Source organism: Cylindrospermopsis sp. CR12 (genome assembly GCF_001432185.1).
Lineage (GTDB): Bacteria > Cyanobacteriota > Cyanobacteriia > Cyanobacteriales > Nostocaceae > Raphidiopsis > Raphidiopsis raciborskii.
On record NZ_LMVE01000132.1, the window covers coordinates 25,912 to 45,789 of the forward strand.

General features: G+C 37.3%; 10 protein-coding genes and 1 pseudogene. 6 read left to right on the forward strand and 5 right to left on the reverse strand.

Annotated elements, in window-relative coordinates; all coding sequences use genetic code 11:
• Nucleotides 1–38: 38 nt before the first annotated feature.
• Nucleotides 39–1,238 (reverse strand): ABC exporter membrane fusion protein, encoded by a 1,200-nt coding sequence (locus tag ASL19_RS15365; RefSeq protein ID WP_057179027.1) that lies wholly within the window; start codon nucleotides 1,236–1,238, stop codon nucleotides 39–41.
• 244 nt (nucleotides 1,239–1,482) lie between these two features.
• Nucleotides 1,483–1,806 carry a hypothetical protein gene (locus ASL19_RS15370; protein ID WP_006278292.1) on the reverse strand — a complete coding sequence of 108 codons (324 nt, stop codon included), beginning with the start codon at nucleotides 1,804–1,806 and terminating at the stop codon, nucleotides 1,483–1,485.
• Between the two features lie 764 nt (nucleotides 1,807–2,570).
• Between ASL19_RS15370 and ASL19_RS15375 the strand changes: the two genes are divergently transcribed.
• From ASL19_RS15375 to ASL19_RS15400, 6 genes are all read left to right on the forward strand, one after another.
• Nucleotides 2,571–9,413, forward strand: a complete 6,843-nt coding sequence (locus ASL19_RS15375) for a type I polyketide synthase (RefSeq protein ID WP_057179006.1) — start codon at nucleotides 2,571–2,573, stop codon at nucleotides 9,411–9,413.
• A gap of 168 nt (nucleotides 9,414–9,581) precedes the next feature.
• Nucleotides 9,582–12,389 carry a PfaB family protein gene (locus ASL19_RS15380; RefSeq protein WP_057179007.1) on the forward strand — a complete coding sequence of 936 codons (2,808 nt, stop codon included), beginning with the start codon at nucleotides 9,582–9,584 and terminating at the stop codon, nucleotides 12,387–12,389.
• A 109-nt stretch (nucleotides 12,390–12,498) separates the two neighbouring features.
• Nucleotides 12,499–14,163, forward strand: a complete 1,665-nt coding sequence (locus ASL19_RS15385; RefSeq protein ID WP_057179008.1) for a PfaD family polyunsaturated fatty acid/polyketide biosynthesis protein — start codon at nucleotides 12,499–12,501, stop codon at nucleotides 14,161–14,163.
• On the forward strand, nucleotides 14,129–15,502 hold the full coding sequence (locus tag ASL19_RS15390) for a condensation domain-containing protein (protein WP_057179009.1): 1,374 nt from the start codon (nucleotides 14,129–14,131) through the stop codon (nucleotides 15,500–15,502). Before ASL19_RS15385 ends, ASL19_RS15390 begins: the two co-directional genes overlap by 35 nt.
• Before the next feature lie 39 nt (nucleotides 15,503–15,541).
• Entirely contained in the window at nucleotides 15,542–15,829 is a 288-nt protein-coding gene (locus ASL19_RS15395) for a phosphopantetheine-binding protein (RefSeq protein WP_057179010.1), read from the forward strand.
• 133 nt (nucleotides 15,830–15,962) lie between these two features.
• Complete coding sequence (locus tag ASL19_RS15400; RefSeq protein WP_057179011.1) at nucleotides 15,963–17,840, forward strand: hypothetical protein; 1,878 nt, start codon at nucleotides 15,963–15,965, stop codon at nucleotides 17,838–17,840.
• A gap of 28 nt (nucleotides 17,841–17,868) precedes the next feature.
• Here the strand turns inward: ASL19_RS15400 and ASL19_RS15405 are convergent, their stop codons facing one another.
• The 3 genes and pseudogenes from ASL19_RS15405 to ASL19_RS18960 all read right to left on the reverse strand — a co-directional run.
• Nucleotides 17,869–18,381: a L,D-transpeptidase gene (locus ASL19_RS15405; RefSeq protein ID WP_057179012.1), complete on the reverse strand. Its 513-nt coding sequence runs from the start codon at nucleotides 18,379–18,381 to the stop codon at nucleotides 17,869–17,871.
• 113 nt (nucleotides 18,382–18,494) lie between these two features.
• Nucleotides 18,495–19,346, reverse strand: a complete 852-nt coding sequence (locus tag ASL19_RS15410) for a 6-carboxytetrahydropterin synthase (protein WP_071242405.1) — start codon at nucleotides 19,344–19,346, stop codon at nucleotides 18,495–18,497.
• Nucleotides 19,347–19,373: 27 nt separating this feature from the next.
• Nucleotides 19,374–19,757, reverse strand: a pseudogene (locus ASL19_RS18960) (6-pyruvoyl tetrahydropterin synthase family protein); the annotation flags it as partial.
• Between the last annotated feature and the right edge of the window lie 121 nt (nucleotides 19,758–19,878).

Here is a 19,878-nt window from a genome sequence, read left to right on the forward strand (position 1 = left end):
TTAAGTTTTTATGTGAATTGACTCCTAACTTTTAACTATTACATGTTGATCCATACCTGAACCTGTAGGTTAGTTAAATCTGCAACCCTTTGGTTGTCTTTAGGATTGTTGATCCGAATTTTGACATCAACTATTTTGTTGTCTGTATCAGCACCAGGACTATTATTAAAAATATTTTGCTGATTAACTTGCAATCCAATATCTGTAACTGTTCCTTGAATTTTCCCTGAAAAAGCATCAGCAGTAATGTCTACAGATTGTCCTAATTTTACTTTTTTAACATCAGTTTCATAAACTTCTGCTACCACATACATTTGCTGGGTTCTCCCTAATTCAGCAATACCTTGACTACTAATTATTTCTCCTGGCCAAGCATTAATTTTTAAAACTTGTCCATCAATCGGTGAACGAATTATACTTAAATCTAATTCTGCTTGAGCTTGGGTAACTGAAGCTTTTGCGCTCGCCAGATCTGCTTTTGCTAGTTGTATATCGGTGGGACGAATTTCTACAATACTGTTGAGTCTTGCTTGAGCTTCATTTATTTGTTTTTGCAAAGTTTCTTGAGTTCTATTTAGTGCTGCTTTTGCTTCATTTATTTGTTGCTGTAGAGTGTCTCTTCTTAGACGTTTACTCTCTGCATTTGAAGCAGAAATTGCTCCATTTTCATATAAATCTTCATATCTCTGATTTTCTCTTTGTGCATTATTTAATTCAGCTTGCAATCTAGCAATTATGGATTTTTGTGCTGATGTTTCACCACGCAATTCTGCTTCCAATCGCCCAATGGTGGCTTTTTGGGCATAAATATCTCCCTGTTTTGCTCCAGCTTCTACTTTTTCTAGATTTGCTTTTGCTACTTCTACTTGTCTGTTAGCCTTTTCTAAAGCTGCAAGATTAGGACTGTAACTGTCTAAAAAGGCAATTAATTGACCTTGGCGAATTTTATCGCCTTTTTTGACTAGAAGTTTTGCTATTCTTATACCTCCTCCCAAGGAATTAGGAGCAGATAACCGAATTATTTCCCCTTGGGGTTCTAGTCTTCCTAAAGCAGCAACACCAGTAATTATTGGACTGGGACTATTAATAGGAATTGCCACCTTGGATTGGGATTTAGTCTGGAAATTTGAAATACTTTGAAAAGATATGAGTAGGGTAGATATAAATGTGGTAGTCGCTAAACTAATTAACAACCAACTTCTAAAATTGACAAGTAAATGCTTTTCTTTGTCTACCATAATTATGCCTTTAGTTATCCGTTTACTATCCCTTAAATCAGGTTTTTTAATGGCCATTGAGCACCTTTTAACCTTGTGGTTTGAGACAAGCTACTTATGATACGGCGGTAGATAGCATTCTTTTGATAACTGCAATTGATATGGTGAATTTTATTTAACAAGATAGAGTTTCAAGATATAGCTAGGAGGATGTATTTTCATCTATTCCTTAGCTATATCCACCTAGAATTTGAATCAGTTCCAATTATTTGTTGAGCATTAGTTCCTTTTTCTTTTTCATAATTGCCAGGTATTCATTGCGAGTTCCGTCAACACGATAGTGATCACAAATTTGACACAATTTGAGAACATCCAAGCGACTGAATACCTTTTGATGTTCAATTCCATTGTCATTACGCCACCGCCAAAATGTGGTTCTATCAATTCGACGTTCCGTGTCAGGCCATCTACGTTTTGATAGAAATCCTACCAATTCATCCTCGTAAAAAGAGTAGCCTTTTGGTAATTTCAGCAGTTCTTCTCTCAACTCATTTAGCGGTATGAGTGGATCTAGTTCAGATAGTCTCATGCCAGCAAGCCCTTATAGTTTATTTTAATTAGCATTTTGCATTTGTCAATATACAAACACCAACAATTGCATGATTTTTATTTGTAATCCTCCATAGTTAAGGGTGGATAAACTGACGAATTGGCAACCTGGATTGGGGATCAATTTGGTGTGAATTTATCTGGTCGCTTGGTTCCCTGTCTATCCACCTGATAAACCAACGGGATGGATTTACATTTACATCATTCAACCAAATACAATAAACTGATTAATGTCCAATTTCAAGCCTTATGCAACAAAATGCTATACTTAATTTTGTGAAGTTTTGTGGGCAAGTTAACTTTGATTACTATTTACTACTCAAATATCTAGATGATCTTTGTTTGATCACAAATTTTAAATTATTCTCTTTCCTTAGATAGATGCAACGCTTGACTATTTTGTTCCACAATCCCAAACCTTAATCCAAAAATTATAGTTTGAGTCAGAACCCTTTTGCTTTTTTTAGTTGTATTTAAGTTGCATAACTGTTGTCAAATATTGTTGGCAAGTTTAATATCAGAATAAATCAGCGGCAAATTAATTTATCTAAGTTACAGGGAAGAGGATAGGATTTTTTTGTTTGGGTTTCTGGAATGTATCCTCACTTTGGCCGCAAAGCATTTTACCAAATTAAACTCAGAAATAATCTATCTTGACATTAGGAACTACTTGTATCCTAAAAACTTGATTTTAAAGTTTGGGGTAAGTTTAACCCATGTAAATTGAAAAAGCAAAATATCGCCATGAATCACGCCAAACTTGAGTCAGATTTAGCACAGTTGCAGGATGAAGTTAGCAATTGTGAACGGGATTTATTAAACTTAATTAAAGGAAAAAAAACCATGGAATATTCTCAAAATCATAATGGTGGTAATCAAAGTAATCAAATTGCCATTATTGGTATGGCTTCCCTATTTCCCCAGTCAAAAAACTTGCAGGAGTATTGGCAGGTAATAGTGGATAAAATAGATTGCATTACGGATGTGCCTGCTTCCCGTTGGAGCGTGGAAGACTATTATGATCCCAATCCTAAAGCACCAGATAAAACTTACTGTAAAAGAGGTGGGTTCATCCCCGATATTGATTTTAATCCTATGGAATTTGGTTTACCACCAAATATTCTAGAAGTGACAGATATTTCTCAATTATTGGGTTTAGTCGTCGCCAAAGCAGCTATGGAAGATGCTGGCTATGGTGAGTCTCAACAGTTTGATCGGGATCGCACAGGGGTAATATTAGGTGTGGCAATTGGTAGACAATTGGCAGTACCTTTGGGGTCACGATTACAATATCCCGTTTGGAAAAAAGTTTTTAAAAACTGTGGACTTTCTGATGATGAGACTGAAAAAGTAATTGAGAAACTGAAAAGTGCCTACATACAATGGGAGGAAAATGCGTTCCCTGGAATGTTGGCTAATGTAATTTCCGGGAGAATTGCCAACCGACTTGATTTGGGCGGAACTAATTGTGTAGTTGATGCTGCTTGCGCCAGTTCCCTGGGCGCACTGAATATGGCAATCAGCGAACTGCTTGCACATCGTGCTGATATGATGATTACAGGTGGGGTTGATACCGATAATTCCATTTTTGCCTATATGTGTTTTAGTAAAACTCCCGCAGTTTCCCCCAGTGAAAAAGTTAGACCATTCGATGTGAATTCCGATGGTATGATGTTAGGTGAGGGCGTGGGAATGTTGGTACTCAAACGTCTGGAAGATGCTGTTAAAGATGGCGATCGCATTTATGCTGTAGTTAAGGGTATTGGCAGTTCCAGTGATGGTAAATACAAAAGCATTTATGCTCCCCATTCCCAAGGACAGGTAAAAGCCATTCGTCGGGCCTATGAAAATGCTGGTTTTGCGCCCCAAACTGTGGGTTTAATTGAAGCTCATGGTACGGGAACTATGGTAGGAGACCCCACGGAATTTACTTCAATCAATCAGGTGTTTGGTGATAATAACTCTCTAAAACAACACATAGCTTTAGGAACGGTTAAATCTCAAATTGGACACACAAAAGCTGCTGCGGGTGCTGCTAGTTTAATTAAAACCGCCTTGGCATTACATCATAAGGTGTTACCACCAACTATTAACATTACCCAACCCCATCCCAAACTGAATATTGAAAATTCTCCCTTTTATTTAAATACGGAAACTAGACCATGGATTAGCAATCAACCGAGACGAGCTGGGGTGAGCGCCTTTGGTTTTGGAGGTACAAATTATCATGTAGTTTTGGAAGAATATGAATCGGAACATCATCAATCATATAGATTACATAATTGCGCTAAGTCAATTTTCTTGAGCGCACCCACAACACCAGAATTATTATCCCAATGTCAACATCTTTATCAACAGTTGGAATCAACAGATAAAGAACAACATTATCAAAGAATAATTGCCGAATCTGAACAATTGATAATTCCTGCTGATCATGCTAGAGTAGGATTCACGATCCTCTCTTTAAGCCAAGCAATAGCCCATTTAGCTATCATTATTGACTTGCTAAAAAATCAACCTTCCGTTGAGTTCTGGGAACATCCTAAAGGAATTTATTATCGTCAACAGGGTATGGAAACAACCGGAAAAGTAGTGGCCTTATTTTCCGGACAAGGTTCCCAATATTTGGAAATGGGAAGAGAATTAGTAATTAACTTTCCTTGTTTACGACAAACCTACTCTCACCTGGATGATTTATTCTCCCGCGAGGGATTAGAACCTCTTTCTCAAGTGGTCTTCCCCACTCCAGTTTTCACTCCACAGGAACGACAAGAACAATTGGAAAAACTGCAAAGAACCGAATATGCACAACCAGCAATAGGAGTATTAAGTGCAGGATTATATAAAATATTGCAGCAAGCTGGATTGAAAGTTGATTTTGTTGCTGGACATAGCTTTGGAGAGTTAACAGCTCTATGGTCTGCAGGTGTATTAACTGAAGAAGATTATTTCTTTCTGGTCAAAGCTAGGGGAAAAGCAATGTCCACACCCCCAGCAGTGGATGCTGGAGGAATGTTAGCAGTAAAAGGTAATATTAGCCAAGTAACGGAATTAATTAAAGACTTTCCCCAAGTTGCTATTGCTAACTATAATTCCCAACAGCAAATAGTTCTAGCTGGGAATAAATCAGAAATTACTCAAGTACAGAATGTTCTGCAATCTAAGGGATTCTCCTGTTTCTTATTAGGGGTTTCCGCTGCTTTCCACACACCCTTAGTCTCCCATGCACAAAAACCCTTTGCCCATGCGATCGCACAAGTGAATTTTCAACCAGCTCGCATTCCGGTTTATAGCAATGTGACAGGAAAATTATATCCTAATGAACCTGCATCCATGCAAAAAATTCTCCAAGAACATTTATTAAATCAGGTGTTATTTCAACAGCAGATTGAGAATATATATCAGGCTGGTGGTAATTGTTTTATTGAGGTTGGTCCGAAAAATGTCCTTACCAATTTAGTTAAAGAAATCCTGATAAACAAGCCTCATATTGCGGTGGCATTAAATGCTAATTATCGTCAGGATAGTGATTTATTATTACGGGAAGCTGTTACCAAATTGAGAGTTTTTGGTGTACCATTAAAAAACTTAGATCCCTATCAGATTCCTGCTAAAATTTCTTCATCTTCCCAGAAAAATGAACAAAAAACTTTGAATATCAGATTGAATGCTACCAATATCAATGACAGATCACAAAAAGCATTTGCCCAGGCTTTAGCAACTGGTCCAGTTATCAAAAAGTCAACAGTTAGTGAAGATAACTATCAAATTCAGCCACAGAAAATATTAGTGGAGAAAAATCCTCAGATAAATCCAGAAATAATCTCATCAAGTATCCTCACTTCAAAAAATAGTTCTCAAGTCAAAAACCATAGTATAGTGGAACCAAAGATGGAAATTCCCGTGGAAAACTATGATCGACTTCTTGATAGTTTAGAACAATCATTAGCGGAATTTACTCGACAGCAAAGTGAAATTAATCAGGTACATCAACAGTCTTTACAAAATCAAATGGAGTACAATAAAACCTTTTACGAATTAATGCAGCAACAGTGTTTGTTCCTAGCTAAGGAAGAAACTAATGAATATCAAGCCCAAACACAACAGTTAGCAATTTCTAGTACGGAACGTAGCATGATGCGACTACATGACCATCAAGCTGAAACTATTCGTATTCATGAAAAATATCTCAATTATCAACAGGAGTATACCAATAATTACTTTCAATTACTTGAGCAGCACTATAGCTTGTTCGAGGTAGGATCTCCTAATGGGTATCCTCATCTTCCATCTTCCCATGTTGCACAAAGTGACCCACCAGCACAAAAGTTAATTTATCCTCTGGAACCGGAAAATAATTCCCAGAATAATCTACCTGACATTACAGTTGGTTTCCCCATAGCTACCTACCTTGATAAAGAAAAACTGAGGGACACCCTGATCAATATTGTCAGTGATAAAACGGGTTATCCTGTGGAAATGTTGGACTTGTCAATGGACATTGAAGCAGATTTAGGAATTGACTCTATCAAAAGAGTGGAAATTCTGGGAGGACTTTTAGAACTTTACCCCGATCTACCCAGACCTAACCCAGAAGAATTAGCGCAATTGGCAACTCTGGAACAAATTGCTGAGTATATAAACAACTTAATTACACAGGTGTATGAAAATCAACCCGTAGAGGAGACAGTAGGGAGCGGAAAATCTCCCTTATCTCAAGAAATCCCTGTAAAAGCAATCAACGAACAGACAGCAACCATAGAAACCCCATCACCTGTTACCGAACTTGATAATCATCCACAATTCTTGGTTTTATCCCATGAAGATTCATTAGATAGATCCCATCAACCAACAATCACCATTCCCGATAATTTAAGTCAGATCTTGCTCACTATTGTGAGTGATAAAACAGGTTATCCTGCAGAAATGTTAGACCTGTCCATGGATATGGAAGCAGATTTAGGAATTGACTCTATCAAAAGAGTAGAAATTCTGGGAGGACTTTTAGAACTTTACCCCGATCTACCCAGACCTAACCCAGAAGAATTAGCACAATTGCGGACCCTGGGAGAAATTGCTGAGTATATGCGCAATCAAGCTGAAACTGTGGAGAGGTCGAATTTATCCCCATTAGAAAAACCAGATATGTCAACCACGGAAGTAGGGGATAAAATCCTGCGCCTTCCAGTGCAATTAAAACCACTTCCTCAACCAGACAGTTTAGATTTAACCATTCCAGAAAATCACTTTGTCTTAATTACTAATGATGGTTCAGAAGTTACCCATAGGTTAGTAGCTAAGCTCGCAGATAAAGGATGTAAAACTGTTGTTTTAACCTTTCCATGCTTGGAGTCAAACCTATCGGAGGAGATTGCTCAAATCAGATTAAACGATTGGCATGAAGAAACTTTGCAAGAACATTTGACCGAACTTACCACCAAGTTTGGTCCTGTGGGTGGTTTTATTCATCTACATCCTAACTCCAACAATAATTTGGGAATGGATAAAGCCATTGTTCAGCACGTGTTTTTAATTGCCAAACACCTGAAGGAAGATCTCAATCAACTGGCTAAAAAAGAACGTGCTTGCTTTTTTGCAGTTGTGAGATTAGATGGTGAATTAGGAACGGCAAAAACTCACAACTTTAGTCCCATTAGCGGAGGATTATTTGGACTAACTAAAAGTTTAAATCAAGAATGGCCAGAAGTATTTTGTCGTACCCTGGATTTAAGTCCTGATTTAGATGCAGACACAACTGTAAAACATATTCTGGCTGAATTGCAAGATCCTAATTTATTAGTTACCGAGGTAGGATACAATCAAATAGACAGGTTTACCTTAGTAGCAGAACCTGGTAAATCATCCATCATTCCCGATTCATTAAATATTACTAAAAACCAGGTTTTTTTAGTTAGTGGTGGTGCTAAGGGAATTACTGCCAAATGTGTAATCAAATTGGCTGAAGAATACCAATGCAAGTTTATTCTTTTAGGACGTTCTAGTGCAGAAATTGAACCTGTTTGGTCTGAAGGATATGAAGATGAAAATGAACTGAAACGACGAATCATGGAAGATTTTCTGGCCAAGGGAGAAAAACCCAGTCCCATAATGGTGCAGAAAAAATATCAGACCATTTCCTCCCAAAGAGAAATACACAATACATTAAAAGCAATTACTGAAGCAGGAGGAAAAGCAGAATATGTCTGTGTTGATATTACCGATGGTATGATGTTGAGAGAAAAGCTAACACCTATAATTGACCAATTTGGTACTATAACTGGAATCATTCATGGTGCAGGTAACTTAGCAGATAAAAGAATTGAGAAAAAGACGGTTCAAGATTTTGAAACAGTTTATGCTGCCAAAGTCCAGGGTTTAGAAAACCTACTCCATATTGTGGAAACAAATCAACTGGAATATTTAATCCTATTTTCTTCAGTAGTGGGATTTTATGGTAATGTTGGACAGACGGACTATGCAATAGCCAACGAAATTCTCAACAAATCAGCTCATGTAATTAAACATAAACACCCTAATTGTCATGTAGTTTCCATTAATTGGGGTCCTTGGGATAGTGGTATGGTTTCTCCAGAATTACAGACAGCATTTGCACAACGAGGAATTAAAACCATTCCCCAAGAACTGGGTAGTAGTATCTTAGTTGATCAACTAAGAAATAGTGATTCAACTATGACCCAAGTAGTAATTGGTAGTCCCTTAGTCTATATTCCTTCTACCTTGTCTAGTGAACTAAAAACCCATCAAATTACCCGTCAATTAAAGTTAAACTATAACCCATTTTTACAGGATCATGTGATTGCGGGTAATCCTGTTCTTCCCGCAACTTGTGGACTGTCCTGGATATCTAGCAGTTGTGAACAACTCTATCCTGGTTTCCAAACTTTCCACTGTCCTAACTTTAAAGTCCTTAAAGGAATTGTTTTTGACCAAAATTCCCCCCATGAATATATTCTTGAAATTCAAGAAGTCGCTAAAATTGATAATCAAGAAATTCAGCTTGCAGGCAAAATTAGTAGTGTTACCAACCATGGAAAAATCAGATATCATTTCAGTAGCAACCTGATTTTGAAAAGACAAATTACTCCAGCTGATAACTATGAATTTTTCAACCTAACCCAAGATGGGCAATTCCTAGCCAGCAATTCCCTACTGTATCAAACTGGTGGTGGTAGTTTATTTCATGGTAATACTTTTCAAGGGGTAAAATCTGTGTTAAATATCAGTCCCGGTAAACTGACTATGAAATGTGAACTACCCGAACCCACATTATACCAACAGGGACAATTCACAGTACAGACTCTTAACCCCTATATAGCAGACGTGCAGATACATTCTCTGTGGATTTGGACTCAACATTTTCATCAGGTTGGTTGTTTACCATCAGAAATTGAAAATTTTGAACAATTTGTACCCGTTCCCTTTGGAGAAACATTTTATGTAACTTGTGAAATCAAATCCAAAACTGAATCTTATGTAGTTGCTGATGTAATTACTCACAATCAAAAAGGACAAGTTTATAATCGGATGAAGGGAGCAAAAGGCACAATCTTACCCAATAGCTACTAATAACCAAATTCAGTCAAGGTAAGTGGGTGGGTGGAATTAAATATAAGATGAACGTAGGTTGGGTTGAAGTATGAAACCCAACACCACGGGTTACGCTACCAAATAATTGTGCCTCCCTACTTAATTGAGCTTTGTAATACTCGTCAAATTTAAAAATGGAGAATTTTCATGCAGGAGTTAATAGGAAATCTATTTCAGAAAATGGCAATTGTGGGGTTAGATTGCCTAGTGAGTGGTTCTCAGGAACTAGATAGTTTTGAACGTAGTATTTATGAAGGAAAGCAGAATTTTGCACCTATTAACTATAATCTTGAGCCATCATGGAAAATTCCTTTACCACAGATAGAAAATTTATCACCACCACAAAAACTAATGTTAAAGGTGGCTGAGAATACTCTCAAAACTGCTAACTTAAGTCAAGAAACTCAAATAGCAGTGATATTGGTGAGTAGGTTCCAAAGTGACCACCAAAATAAATTGGCTAGTTATATTTCCCAGTTATGGAATGCAACAAGTCCAGCATTCGCTGAAGAAAAATCGGTCTTTTCAGCATTAGATTTAGCACAAAAACTACTCACTAAAAATCAAGTAAATGCTGTTTTAATAGCAGCAATAGATTGGGATGACACAAATTCTAAAAATTTTGAGACTCATACAGGTCAACAGACTCTCAGCTATGATCAAAATGCTACTAAGACTTTGTCAGGAGAAGGAATAGCAACAATAATTTTGCAACTGGAAGAAACGGCCAAACAACAAAATTCTCACATTTATGCAGTAATTGATGCTGTCAGTATAGTGGATAAGTATCCAGACCAAGCACAAGCAGTTACCCGCTGTTGTCAAGCAGCTTTTGAGATAGCAGAAGTTACAGCTAAAGATATTGGTTATATAGAAGTTCATGCTAGTGGTATTGAGGAAGAGGATGATGCGGAAGTTCAAGGTTTAATCACTGCTTACAAAACTCAAAAGTCTAATTTAACCTGTGCTTTAGGTAGTGTGAAGACTAATATTGGTGACACTCATACCGCGTCAGGAATGATGAGTTTGATTAAAACTGCACTTTGTTTATATCATCGTTATATCCCAGCTGTTCCCCAATGGACTGGTGTGAAGAAATTAGATATTTGGCATGACACTCCTTTTTATTTTGCCACCCAATCCAAACCCTGGTTTTTAGAAATAAACACCTCTAAAAGAATAGCTGCTATTAACAGCATAGAAACTGACAGGAATATACATATAATTCTTTCAGAAACAAGCAGTGAACTAGAACGGAGTAGTAAATATTTGGACCAAATGCCCTATTATCTATTTCCCATAGGTGGTGAAAATCAGTCCTCTCTGCTAGAAAAAATGATGAAATTGCAAGATTATTTGAAGCAAAATCATTCTTCTCTATCTCACCTAGCAAGGCAAACATTTCAAGAATTTCAAAATTACCAAAGATCCCAAAATACATACGCCATAAAAAACTATATTGTTGCAATTATCGGCAGAAATTTAGAAGAATTAATCCAAGAAATAGACAGAGGTATTGAGGGAATCAAGGGTGCATTTGCTACCGGAAAAGATTGGCAAACTCCCCTAGGTAGTTATTTCACAATTAATCCCCTGGCCAAAAAAGGTAAAATAGCCTATGTTTATCCTGGATCGTTTACATCTTATATAGGATTAGGAAGAAGTCTATTTCGACTATTCCCTAAAATTTACGATGACCGAGTAATTAATAATGTGTATGAACGGGTAGCTAACATCGAAAAAATTCTTTATCCTCGCACCATCAATAAGGTGACCAGTAGAGAATTAGAAGCCATAGAACAGCAACTAATAGATGACCCGGTAGCCATGCTAGAATCGGAGGTTGGCTTTGCTGGATTAATTACCGCAATTTTTAAAAACTATTTTCATCTCCAACCTCAGTGTGCTTTTGGTTATAGTCTGGGTGAAACTAGTATGATGTTAGCGCAAGGTATTTGGACTAGTTTTAAAAAAACCAGTGATTATTTAAATGCTTCCCCCCTATTTAAGACCGAACTTTCTGGACCAAAAAATGCTGTTCGTCAAGCTTGGGCATTACCCCTAGATGATAATAACAAGAATCAAGATTTTTGGGGTAACTATATTGTTCTTTGTCCAGTTTCTCAGGTGAAAGAAGCAATCAAAGATGAAAATCGGGTTTATATTCCCTTGATTAATACACCAGATGAAGTAGTCATTGCTGGAGAAAAACAAGCCTGTCAAAGGGTAATTGCAAAACTTCAGTGCGATGCTTTTCCTACCTCCATTGATCATGTCATTCATTGTCCACCCATGCGATCGCAGTATGGAGAACTGGTGAAAATGAACACTTTGCCAATTCAACATATTCCGGGGATAACTTTTTACTCTGGTGCTAATTATGAACCATTTACCATAGACAGTGAAATTATTGGGAATAACATAGCAAAAAATCTTTGTTACCAACTGGATTTTCCTCGGTTAATTAACCGGGTTTATGATGACAACATTAGAATATTTATCGAAGTAGGGGTTGGTGGTAACTGTTCAAGATGGATTAGTTCAACCCTGAAGGAAAAAGAACATCTTGCTGTCTCTTTAAACAGAAGAGGTGTGGAAGACCACACTTCAATTGTGAGAGCTTTAGGTAGATTAGTTAGTCATCAAGTTTCCTTAGACCTATCACCTTTATATGGTCTGACTAATATAGAACAGGTCAATTCTTATTCACCAACCCAATGGGATAAGAATCATGCTGTAAATTTACCAAAGTCGGCAAAAATCTTCAAGTCTATTCTCCCCTATTCTTTGCAGTCTCAGTATAAAAAATTGAGTCAGAATCATGCAATGATAAATCAAGCCCATAGCCTTTTATTAAAATCTCGGCAAGTAGCATTCCAGCAAATGAGTTCTTTGATTGGGCAAAAAATAGAGGTTTATCAATGGAAAATTGACCAAGCTAATAGAATTAAATAGGATCTATATCAAACAAGGGGGAGGAGTGGGTGGGAAGTATTAGCTCAATATTCTCCTGCTCGCAGGTTTCCCCAATCACTTACATCACTTACAACAAAGGTTTTCCACAATGTTAGTCAGAGAAAATATCATCAATCTAGACATTAATCGAGATAATTATCTGAGAGTTTCTAATTTATTTATTAATCATCTTATTAACCATCGCCCATGGCAAGGTGATTTTAATACGGTTGCATTCGACGCAAAAGAAATCAAATCAAAGTTGAGACTCTTAGAAAAACCTTGTTATGTAGTCAGACATGAAAATAAAATCGGTATTACCAATGAAGAAAGTGTATCTGGGGGTAGCACCCAGCTAGAAATGTTAATGACAGTTCCTTCCCTAACAACTGCACAACTAGGGGATGAAAATTTTCTCAAGTCTTATGGTGTAAAATATGCTTATATGACTGGAGCAATGGCCCAGGGAATAGCATCAGAAGAAATGGTAATTGCATTGGGGAGAGCGGGAATTTTAAGCATCTTTGGTGCAGGTGGTTTATCTCCCTCTCGTGTGGAAAAAGCCATTGCTAAAATTCAACATTCCCTAAATCAAAACCCTTACGGTTTTAACTTACTCCATAGTCCTAGTGAACCAGCAATAGAACGACATAGCGTAGATTTGTACCTAAAATACCATGTGAAAGTAGTTGAAGCATCAGCCTTTTTAGATTTAACTGACAACATAGTTTATTATCGAGCTGCGGGATTGAGTTTAAATTCAGCCAATGAAATTGAAATCCGAAATAAAGTTATTGCTAAAATTTCCCGTCAAGAGGTAGCAGCAAAATTTTTACATCCTGCTCCCACTCAAATTCTCAAACAACTAGTAGCACAAGGTTTAATTAGTGAACTACAAGCTAATCTTGCCAGTCAAATTCCCATGGCCGATGATATCACGGTAGAAGCTGATTCGGGAGGACATACGGATAATCGTCCCCTAATTTGTTTATTACCTTCTATCTTGGAACTAAGAAATGAAATTCAAAATCAATACAATTATAAACATCCAGTAAGAATTGGCGTAGCTGGGGGAATTTCCACACCTAAATCAGCTCTAGCTGCTTTTATTATGGGTGCTGCTTATGTTGTTACCGGTTCCATAAATCAATCTTGTATTGAAGCTGGAACTTCTGCACACACAAAGCAATTATTAGCCCAAGCTCAAATGGCTGATGTGATGATGGCTCCAGCAGCTGATATGTTTGAAATGGGTGTGAAATTACAAGTTCTCAAACGAGGAACTCTTTTTCCCCTCCGCGCTCAAAAATTATATGAGTTATACAAAACCTATCAATCAATAGAGGAAATTCCCGACTCAGAAAGAGATAAATTAGAAAAACAAGTTTTTAAAAAATCTTGGCAAGAAGTTTGGCAAGAGACAATTAATTATTTATCTCAAAGAAATCCAGAAAAGTTAACCAAAGCAGCAAACAATCCTAAATTGAAAATGGCATTAATTTTCCGTTGGTATTTAGGACTCTCTTCTCGTTGGTCTAATACTGGAGAAAAGGGTAGAGAAATTGATTATCAAATTTGGTGCGGACCAGCTATGGGTAGCTTTAATGATTGGGTGCGAGGTTCTTATTTAGCTGAAACTCAAAAACGTCAAGTTGTTGAAGTTGCTAACCATATTATGACGGGAGCAGCATTTCTATATCGTGTCCAAAACCTAAAAATTCAAGGATTACAAATTCCCAATGAGTATACTCAATATATTCCAGAAAAACTCTAAATATTTTTTTAATCCTGTCAATAAAAGACAATTGAGTAGTTTAGAAACTACTATGGAACTTCTCAACCAACGCGCTAAAACTTGGAATTTGGTTACTATTAGTCGCATTCGAGGCCATATCCAAAAACCAGTTTTGAGAGAAGCTCTAGATCTTTTGCAGTATGGTCATTTAGTTCTGAATTCTCATATTGTTACCCATCAGCATAATTTTCAAAATCGGTTTTATTTGCAAGCAGGTACTACAGAAGAAATACCTTTACGGATGGTAATTAATTCGGAGGAGAAACAATGGCAAGAAGTTGTTAATCAGGAAATGAATCAACCAATTGATAGTGGTAGATACCTGATGCGAGTGGTACTAATTATTAATCGGGAAAACCCAAAGGTTAATTATCTAGTGACTACCCTACATCATGCAATTGCTGATGGGTTATCAAGTGTTAATCTACATTCGGAAATATTCACCTATTATGAACAAATCACCTCCGGTAATCTGTTAAACCCGGTTAGTACTTTACCCCCATTACCACCACCAGAAAAACTATTGGGTCATTTACAAGGAGCAAAGTTAAATGGATGGATATTACTGTTAAAGATCGCCTGGGAGAAACTGACTAACCCTCCACAAACTTTAAAAGTGGAAAAATATGTTCCCATTTCCCAGAGGAACTCCCAAATAATTCATAGACAAATATTATCAGATACAGCTGAAAAGTTTTTTGCCCAATGTCGAGCAGAAAATGCTACGGTGCAGAGCGTCTTATCTGCTGCTATGCTATTGACAGTAGCTAAAAAAATTCTCAACCAGCAGCGTAAGTCCATTCGATTAAATTGTCTATCCTACTTTGATTTAAGAAGACGGTTACAACCACCCATCAATGAACAGAATATTGGTCTATTAGCCACATCCCAGATGAGTTTTCACACTGTCACAACCAACACCTATTTTTGGGATCTGGCCAGGAGGATTAAACGAACCCTAGCAGCAAGTATCCACAGAGGGGATATTTTTAAAATGGTATTTCTTGCTAAACATCTGATTAACTTTTGCTTTCTATTTCCTCATCAAATTGCTGCTAGTGTTTCCGTTTCTAATATTGGTAAGGTTAACATCCCTGGAATATATGGTGAATTACAACTAGAAGAAATTAGTTTTGCGGGTTCCCATGCACTATATGCAGGTATGTTTATCCTTCATGTTGCCACTTTTCAAGGCAAGATGTTATTAAATTTCGTCTTTTCCCAACCTTCCCTCAGTCAGGACACTATGGAAAACCTGGTGAATGAATTTATGAAAGTGATTGAAGAAATTTCCCTTTTACCATCTCAGATATCATGAATTAAAGATTTGAATGATTAAGAAACTGGAGGTAAATAGATGAGTCAAATGACTAAGCTAAATAGTGCTGGGGATATTGAACACTGGTTAGTTAATAACATTGCTTTCATATTAGGAGTAAATCCAGAAGAAATAGATATTAAACAACCTTTAGATAGTTACGGTTTAGATTCACAACAAGCTATGATTTTAGCAAGTAAAGCCGAAAAACTTTTGGGGTTTAAATTGTCCCTGATGTACTTGTGGTACTATCCCACAATTCAACAATTAGCACAACGATTAGCTCAAGAATTAGAAAATTCCTCCTCAGAAATATTGCAAATTTAAGATTTTCCAGTTTTCCTCCTCTAAGACTGACACTGGGACTGAATGGAGGACTATACAATCCGTTCAGCCAAGTGTCTTTTTTTCTCCCAGCTTTTTATCATTAATCACTTTTTTTCATATTGGAGACTTAGTCATGAACGCATCAGAAATCTTAGCACTTCTAACTAAGCAAGGTGTGGAATTTTGGATCGAGAATCACCAACTAAATATCCGCTCTCCCAAAGGAATAATTACACCGGAAATGCAAGCGGAAATTGCTACCCACAAAGGAGATATTTTGGCCTTATTGCAAGAAATGGATATCTGTAGCAACTCTACCCCAGAAAATCCCATTTCTGGTATTAGTATACAAACCATTGGTAAATTGATTGGGGGTTTCACAAGTGAACTACCTATAGAATATCAACCCCCCATTATTAACCCACACATTATGGCTAAAAACCTCAGTGTCACCTTTAGACCCTTACCCAATGGGTATGATAATCATAGAATTATTAAATTCCGTCAGGACTTAGCCATTAAATTAAAAAATTTGGGTGTTGCTGTGGTTCCTTGGCAAGATTCTATTAGGGACTTTTGTTATAGAATTAATGTTCCCATTGTTAATTGGCATTATTCTTTTACCATTAAGGGGGTAAGGTCAGAAATTGATGCAGTAATAGATGTAGCAAGGCCCAATTCATGGTTGAGAAAGTTGGGTATATTTGTCGCTGAAAGTATTTACACTTTATTTTATCGTTGGTTAATCAAGAAACAAAATATGTCTGTTGTACAAATTGCTAGACTAAGTAGTTGGGCCGAAGACCATGCTGCTAAATACGTTGAAGATCCCACCAATACTCAAGTGATCATTCTTAGCGACATCGATGATAAATTTGTGAGTCCATTAACTCACTATCAAGAGAAAATTAGTATTGGGATTAACACCTTGATTCAAACGTTTTCTGAAATAGTAATTGGGGTGTCTAAAGAACAAATCTCTATCCTAAATATGAATTTATCTGATTCTATTTTTCCTAGGACAGAAATTGATGATTTTATATTAAAATCCCTAATTCCTAAAATTTATGTTCCCATTACCCCCCTATTAATGAATAGATTTGAACTGGGAGTCTATAATCCCTATCTATCTCCCTATGCTCATAAATTAGCAAAGTTAGGCAAGGAACTGACCTCAACAGGTTTGTTTCCACCAGGTTTTAAATTGGCGGAGGTGATTAAAAGAAAATCCCATAGGGATATAGTTAATGTTATCGTTAATGGGAGAACGGGGGTTTCCTATGGTTTTATAGCCTATATAGAACCACCTTCCTATGTGGGAGAAAGGGAAATAAGTGCCACCCAATGGGAAGATTTATTGGCAATTCCTGGATTGAATAGTGATGAAGTGCGCAAAAATCAATCAGGTAGACGGTTTTTAAAAACACGGATTGGTGGAGATTATATATTTAAGCAAATTCCCGATATTTGGTTAGTTAGTTCCCGCTCAGGTTCCAATAAAACAGACCTGAGTCTGGAACAGGATGTTCTTCGCATTGGACTAACCAATAATTTACATCTCCAATTACCTCCAGCACATAATTCCCACAAATCCGACATTAAACCTTCTTACGATATTTATGTCATGCTGGCAATTAGTTTGTCTGCTGCTTTATACGCACCAGAACTAATTGAAAATGGAGCCCCCATCATTCACTTTCATGGTTATCCCGCTTTTGATTGGTTTCAAGAGGATGAATTTTGTTTTGGTGTTGATAATCCTTCTGTACCCTGTGGTACTTATGAGTCGGGTGTGTTTAATTTTCTAGGTCTTGCCAATTTCTCCGCTCAACCAACAAAACATATCAAACTAGTCAGTTTAATAGAACCAGACCATGGTACTAATTTAATTGCTCGAGACACAGAATATTTAATTGATAGGTTGAAACATGGTTGTATCGCTGATAAAATTGAACTTGGTGGTCAGCATTTTGCTTCTTTAAGAACTAATTTGACCAGGAATATCCAATAAATAACTAGGAGAATAGAAATAGTATAAGCTATTGTTGAACTACTACAGGTGTACCTACACTAGCCCAGTTAAATATTAACTTAGCACGGTTAGGAGGGAGATTTATACAACCATGACTTACCGGTGTACCAAAACGTTTATGCCAGTATGCTCCATGAATAGCATAACTACCATGATAATATAGAGTATAGGGAACATTGCCAATATTATATCCCCTACCCCGCATGCGAGTAGTTTTATGTTTACTTTGAACCCTGAATCTACCCACAGGAGTGGGAGTTGACTTTTTACCAGAGGAAACTTTAAATGTGTAGACGCGTCTTTTACCTTCCCAAGCAGTCAACTTTTGCTGTGATAGGTCCACCTGAATCCATCGCTCTGAAGATTTTTTAGGAATAGCTATAGCTATATTCTGAGATGGTTTGTTTACCAGAGTTTGATCTGGTAAAGGAGTAAGAACACCAATGGTTAGGGTCAATAGTATGATCTTTAATCTATTTACCCAATTGAGATCATGTAGCTTGGACTTGTTCCTATTCATGGGATGGTCCTCTAGTTTGTAGAATTCTGCTTTACATATATTTGAGTGAACCTTTTGAAAACTGCTTGTAACCCCATTCCCCCCAAGCTAATACTAGACTAATGCTTTCTAGGTTAAACTGCTGCTAGTTCACGGTATATCCGATCAACTTTGCTCTCTTCTATATCTCTAGCATAAATTTCGCAGGAATTGTTGGGACTTTCAATTAGTTTAACCTTGTGCAGTTTTGCTCCTAATTCTTCAATGGGCGATCGCACTACATTGGTAATATAAACAGCAATATTTTCTGCAGTTGGTACAACCTCGGTAAAATAGGGGAGGTCTTGATTTAAGAAACTATGATCCATAGGTTCAATGACATAGTGTTGAATTATCTGATTTAATCCCACCAAATCAACACTCATTCCCGTGACTGAATCTATCTCCCCTTGAACCGTCACTTCCAAATAATAATTGTGTCCGTGACCATTAATGCGAGAGCATTTGCCATAAATAGTCTGATTTTTCTCCAAACTAAGGGTAGGATCGGCCAACCGGTGTGCTGCGCTAAAACCCGTAGCTACACTGAAAAATATTTCTGAGTCCTTACCTTCATACTCTACCCACAAGTGGTCACTTTCAAATAATTTTACCCGGGACAATTTCACCCCCAGTTGACTAATGGGAAACTGCAGCAAATCACTCATGTATCGGGCAATATTTTCCGTAGTAGGAACTATATGGGATGTAGAAAAGTAGGGAATATCTTCATTAATACAGGAATGGTCAAATAATTCCAGGATCTCCCGTTCTACAATTTCATGTAAACAGCCAAGGTCCACAATCATTCCCGTGCGTCCATCCATTTCTCCTTCCACAGTCACTTCTAAATGATAATTATGTCCATGGGTACGGGTACATTTGCCATATTTTTCTGCACTTAGATTGGGTGCTAACCGATGTGCAGCGCTGAAATGACTTCTCACGGTTAAGGAACTTTTTTCCCCTTCATATTCTGTCCACAGTTGGGGATGTTCAAATAGCTGCACGCGCACCAAGGGTAAATGAGGTGCCAGACGGTTCCAAATTACCCTAGCAATATTCTCCGTGGTGGGTAGGGTGGCTTGAAATTCCTCCCACACCTCATTGAGGTAAGAAAAGTCCAGCTCGCTGGTAACTTCACTCTTAATTACCTGTTTCACATCAGATAGATTAAGTACCATTCCATATTCATCCAGTTCACCCGACATGGAAATGAATAGCACGTAATTATGTCCATGTCCAGGAAATTTCGCGCACGGACCAAATTTTTCCACACTTTGCGCTTCACCAAGTTCTGGCAACCAATACCGATGACTTGCCGAAAATTGGGCGCGCCTATTTATGATACATTCCATGATTGCACTAAGAACGGATTTTAATATTTCTTTATCTTTGACTGCTTTCAGTGTAGTCTAATTTGTTGCAGGTTGACAACTTACCAAGAAAAAGGGTAGGACTTTATTCCTACCCTGCATA

Excerpts from the sequence above, each read along its gene's own strand:
- ASL19_RS15365 (WP_057179027.1), bottom strand. The coding sequence starts at position 1,238 with ATGGTAGACAAAGAAAAGCATTTACTTGTCAATTTTAGAAGTTGGTTG.
- ASL19_RS15370 (WP_006278292.1), bottom strand. The coding sequence starts at position 1,806 with ATGAGACTATCTGAACTAGATCCACTCATACCGCTAAATGAGTTGAGA.
- ASL19_RS15375 (WP_057179006.1), top strand. The coding sequence starts at position 2,571 with ATGAATCACGCCAAACTTGAGTCAGATTTAGCACAGTTGCAGGATGAA.
- ASL19_RS15380 (WP_057179007.1), top strand. The coding sequence starts at position 9,582 with ATGCAGGAGTTAATAGGAAATCTATTTCAGAAAATGGCAATTGTGGGG.
- ASL19_RS15385 (WP_057179008.1), top strand. The coding sequence starts at position 12,499 with ATGTTAGTCAGAGAAAATATCATCAATCTAGACATTAATCGAGATAAT.
- ASL19_RS15390 (WP_057179009.1), top strand. The coding sequence starts at position 14,129 with ATGAGTATACTCAATATATTCCAGAAAAACTCTAAATATTTTTTTAAT.
- ASL19_RS15395 (WP_057179010.1), top strand. The coding sequence starts at position 15,542 with ATGAGTCAAATGACTAAGCTAAATAGTGCTGGGGATATTGAACACTGG.
- ASL19_RS15400 (WP_057179011.1), top strand. The coding sequence starts at position 15,963 with ATGAACGCATCAGAAATCTTAGCACTTCTAACTAAGCAAGGTGTGGAA.
- ASL19_RS15405 (WP_057179012.1), bottom strand. The coding sequence starts at position 18,381 with ATGAATAGGAACAAGTCCAAGCTACATGATCTCAATTGGGTAAATAGA.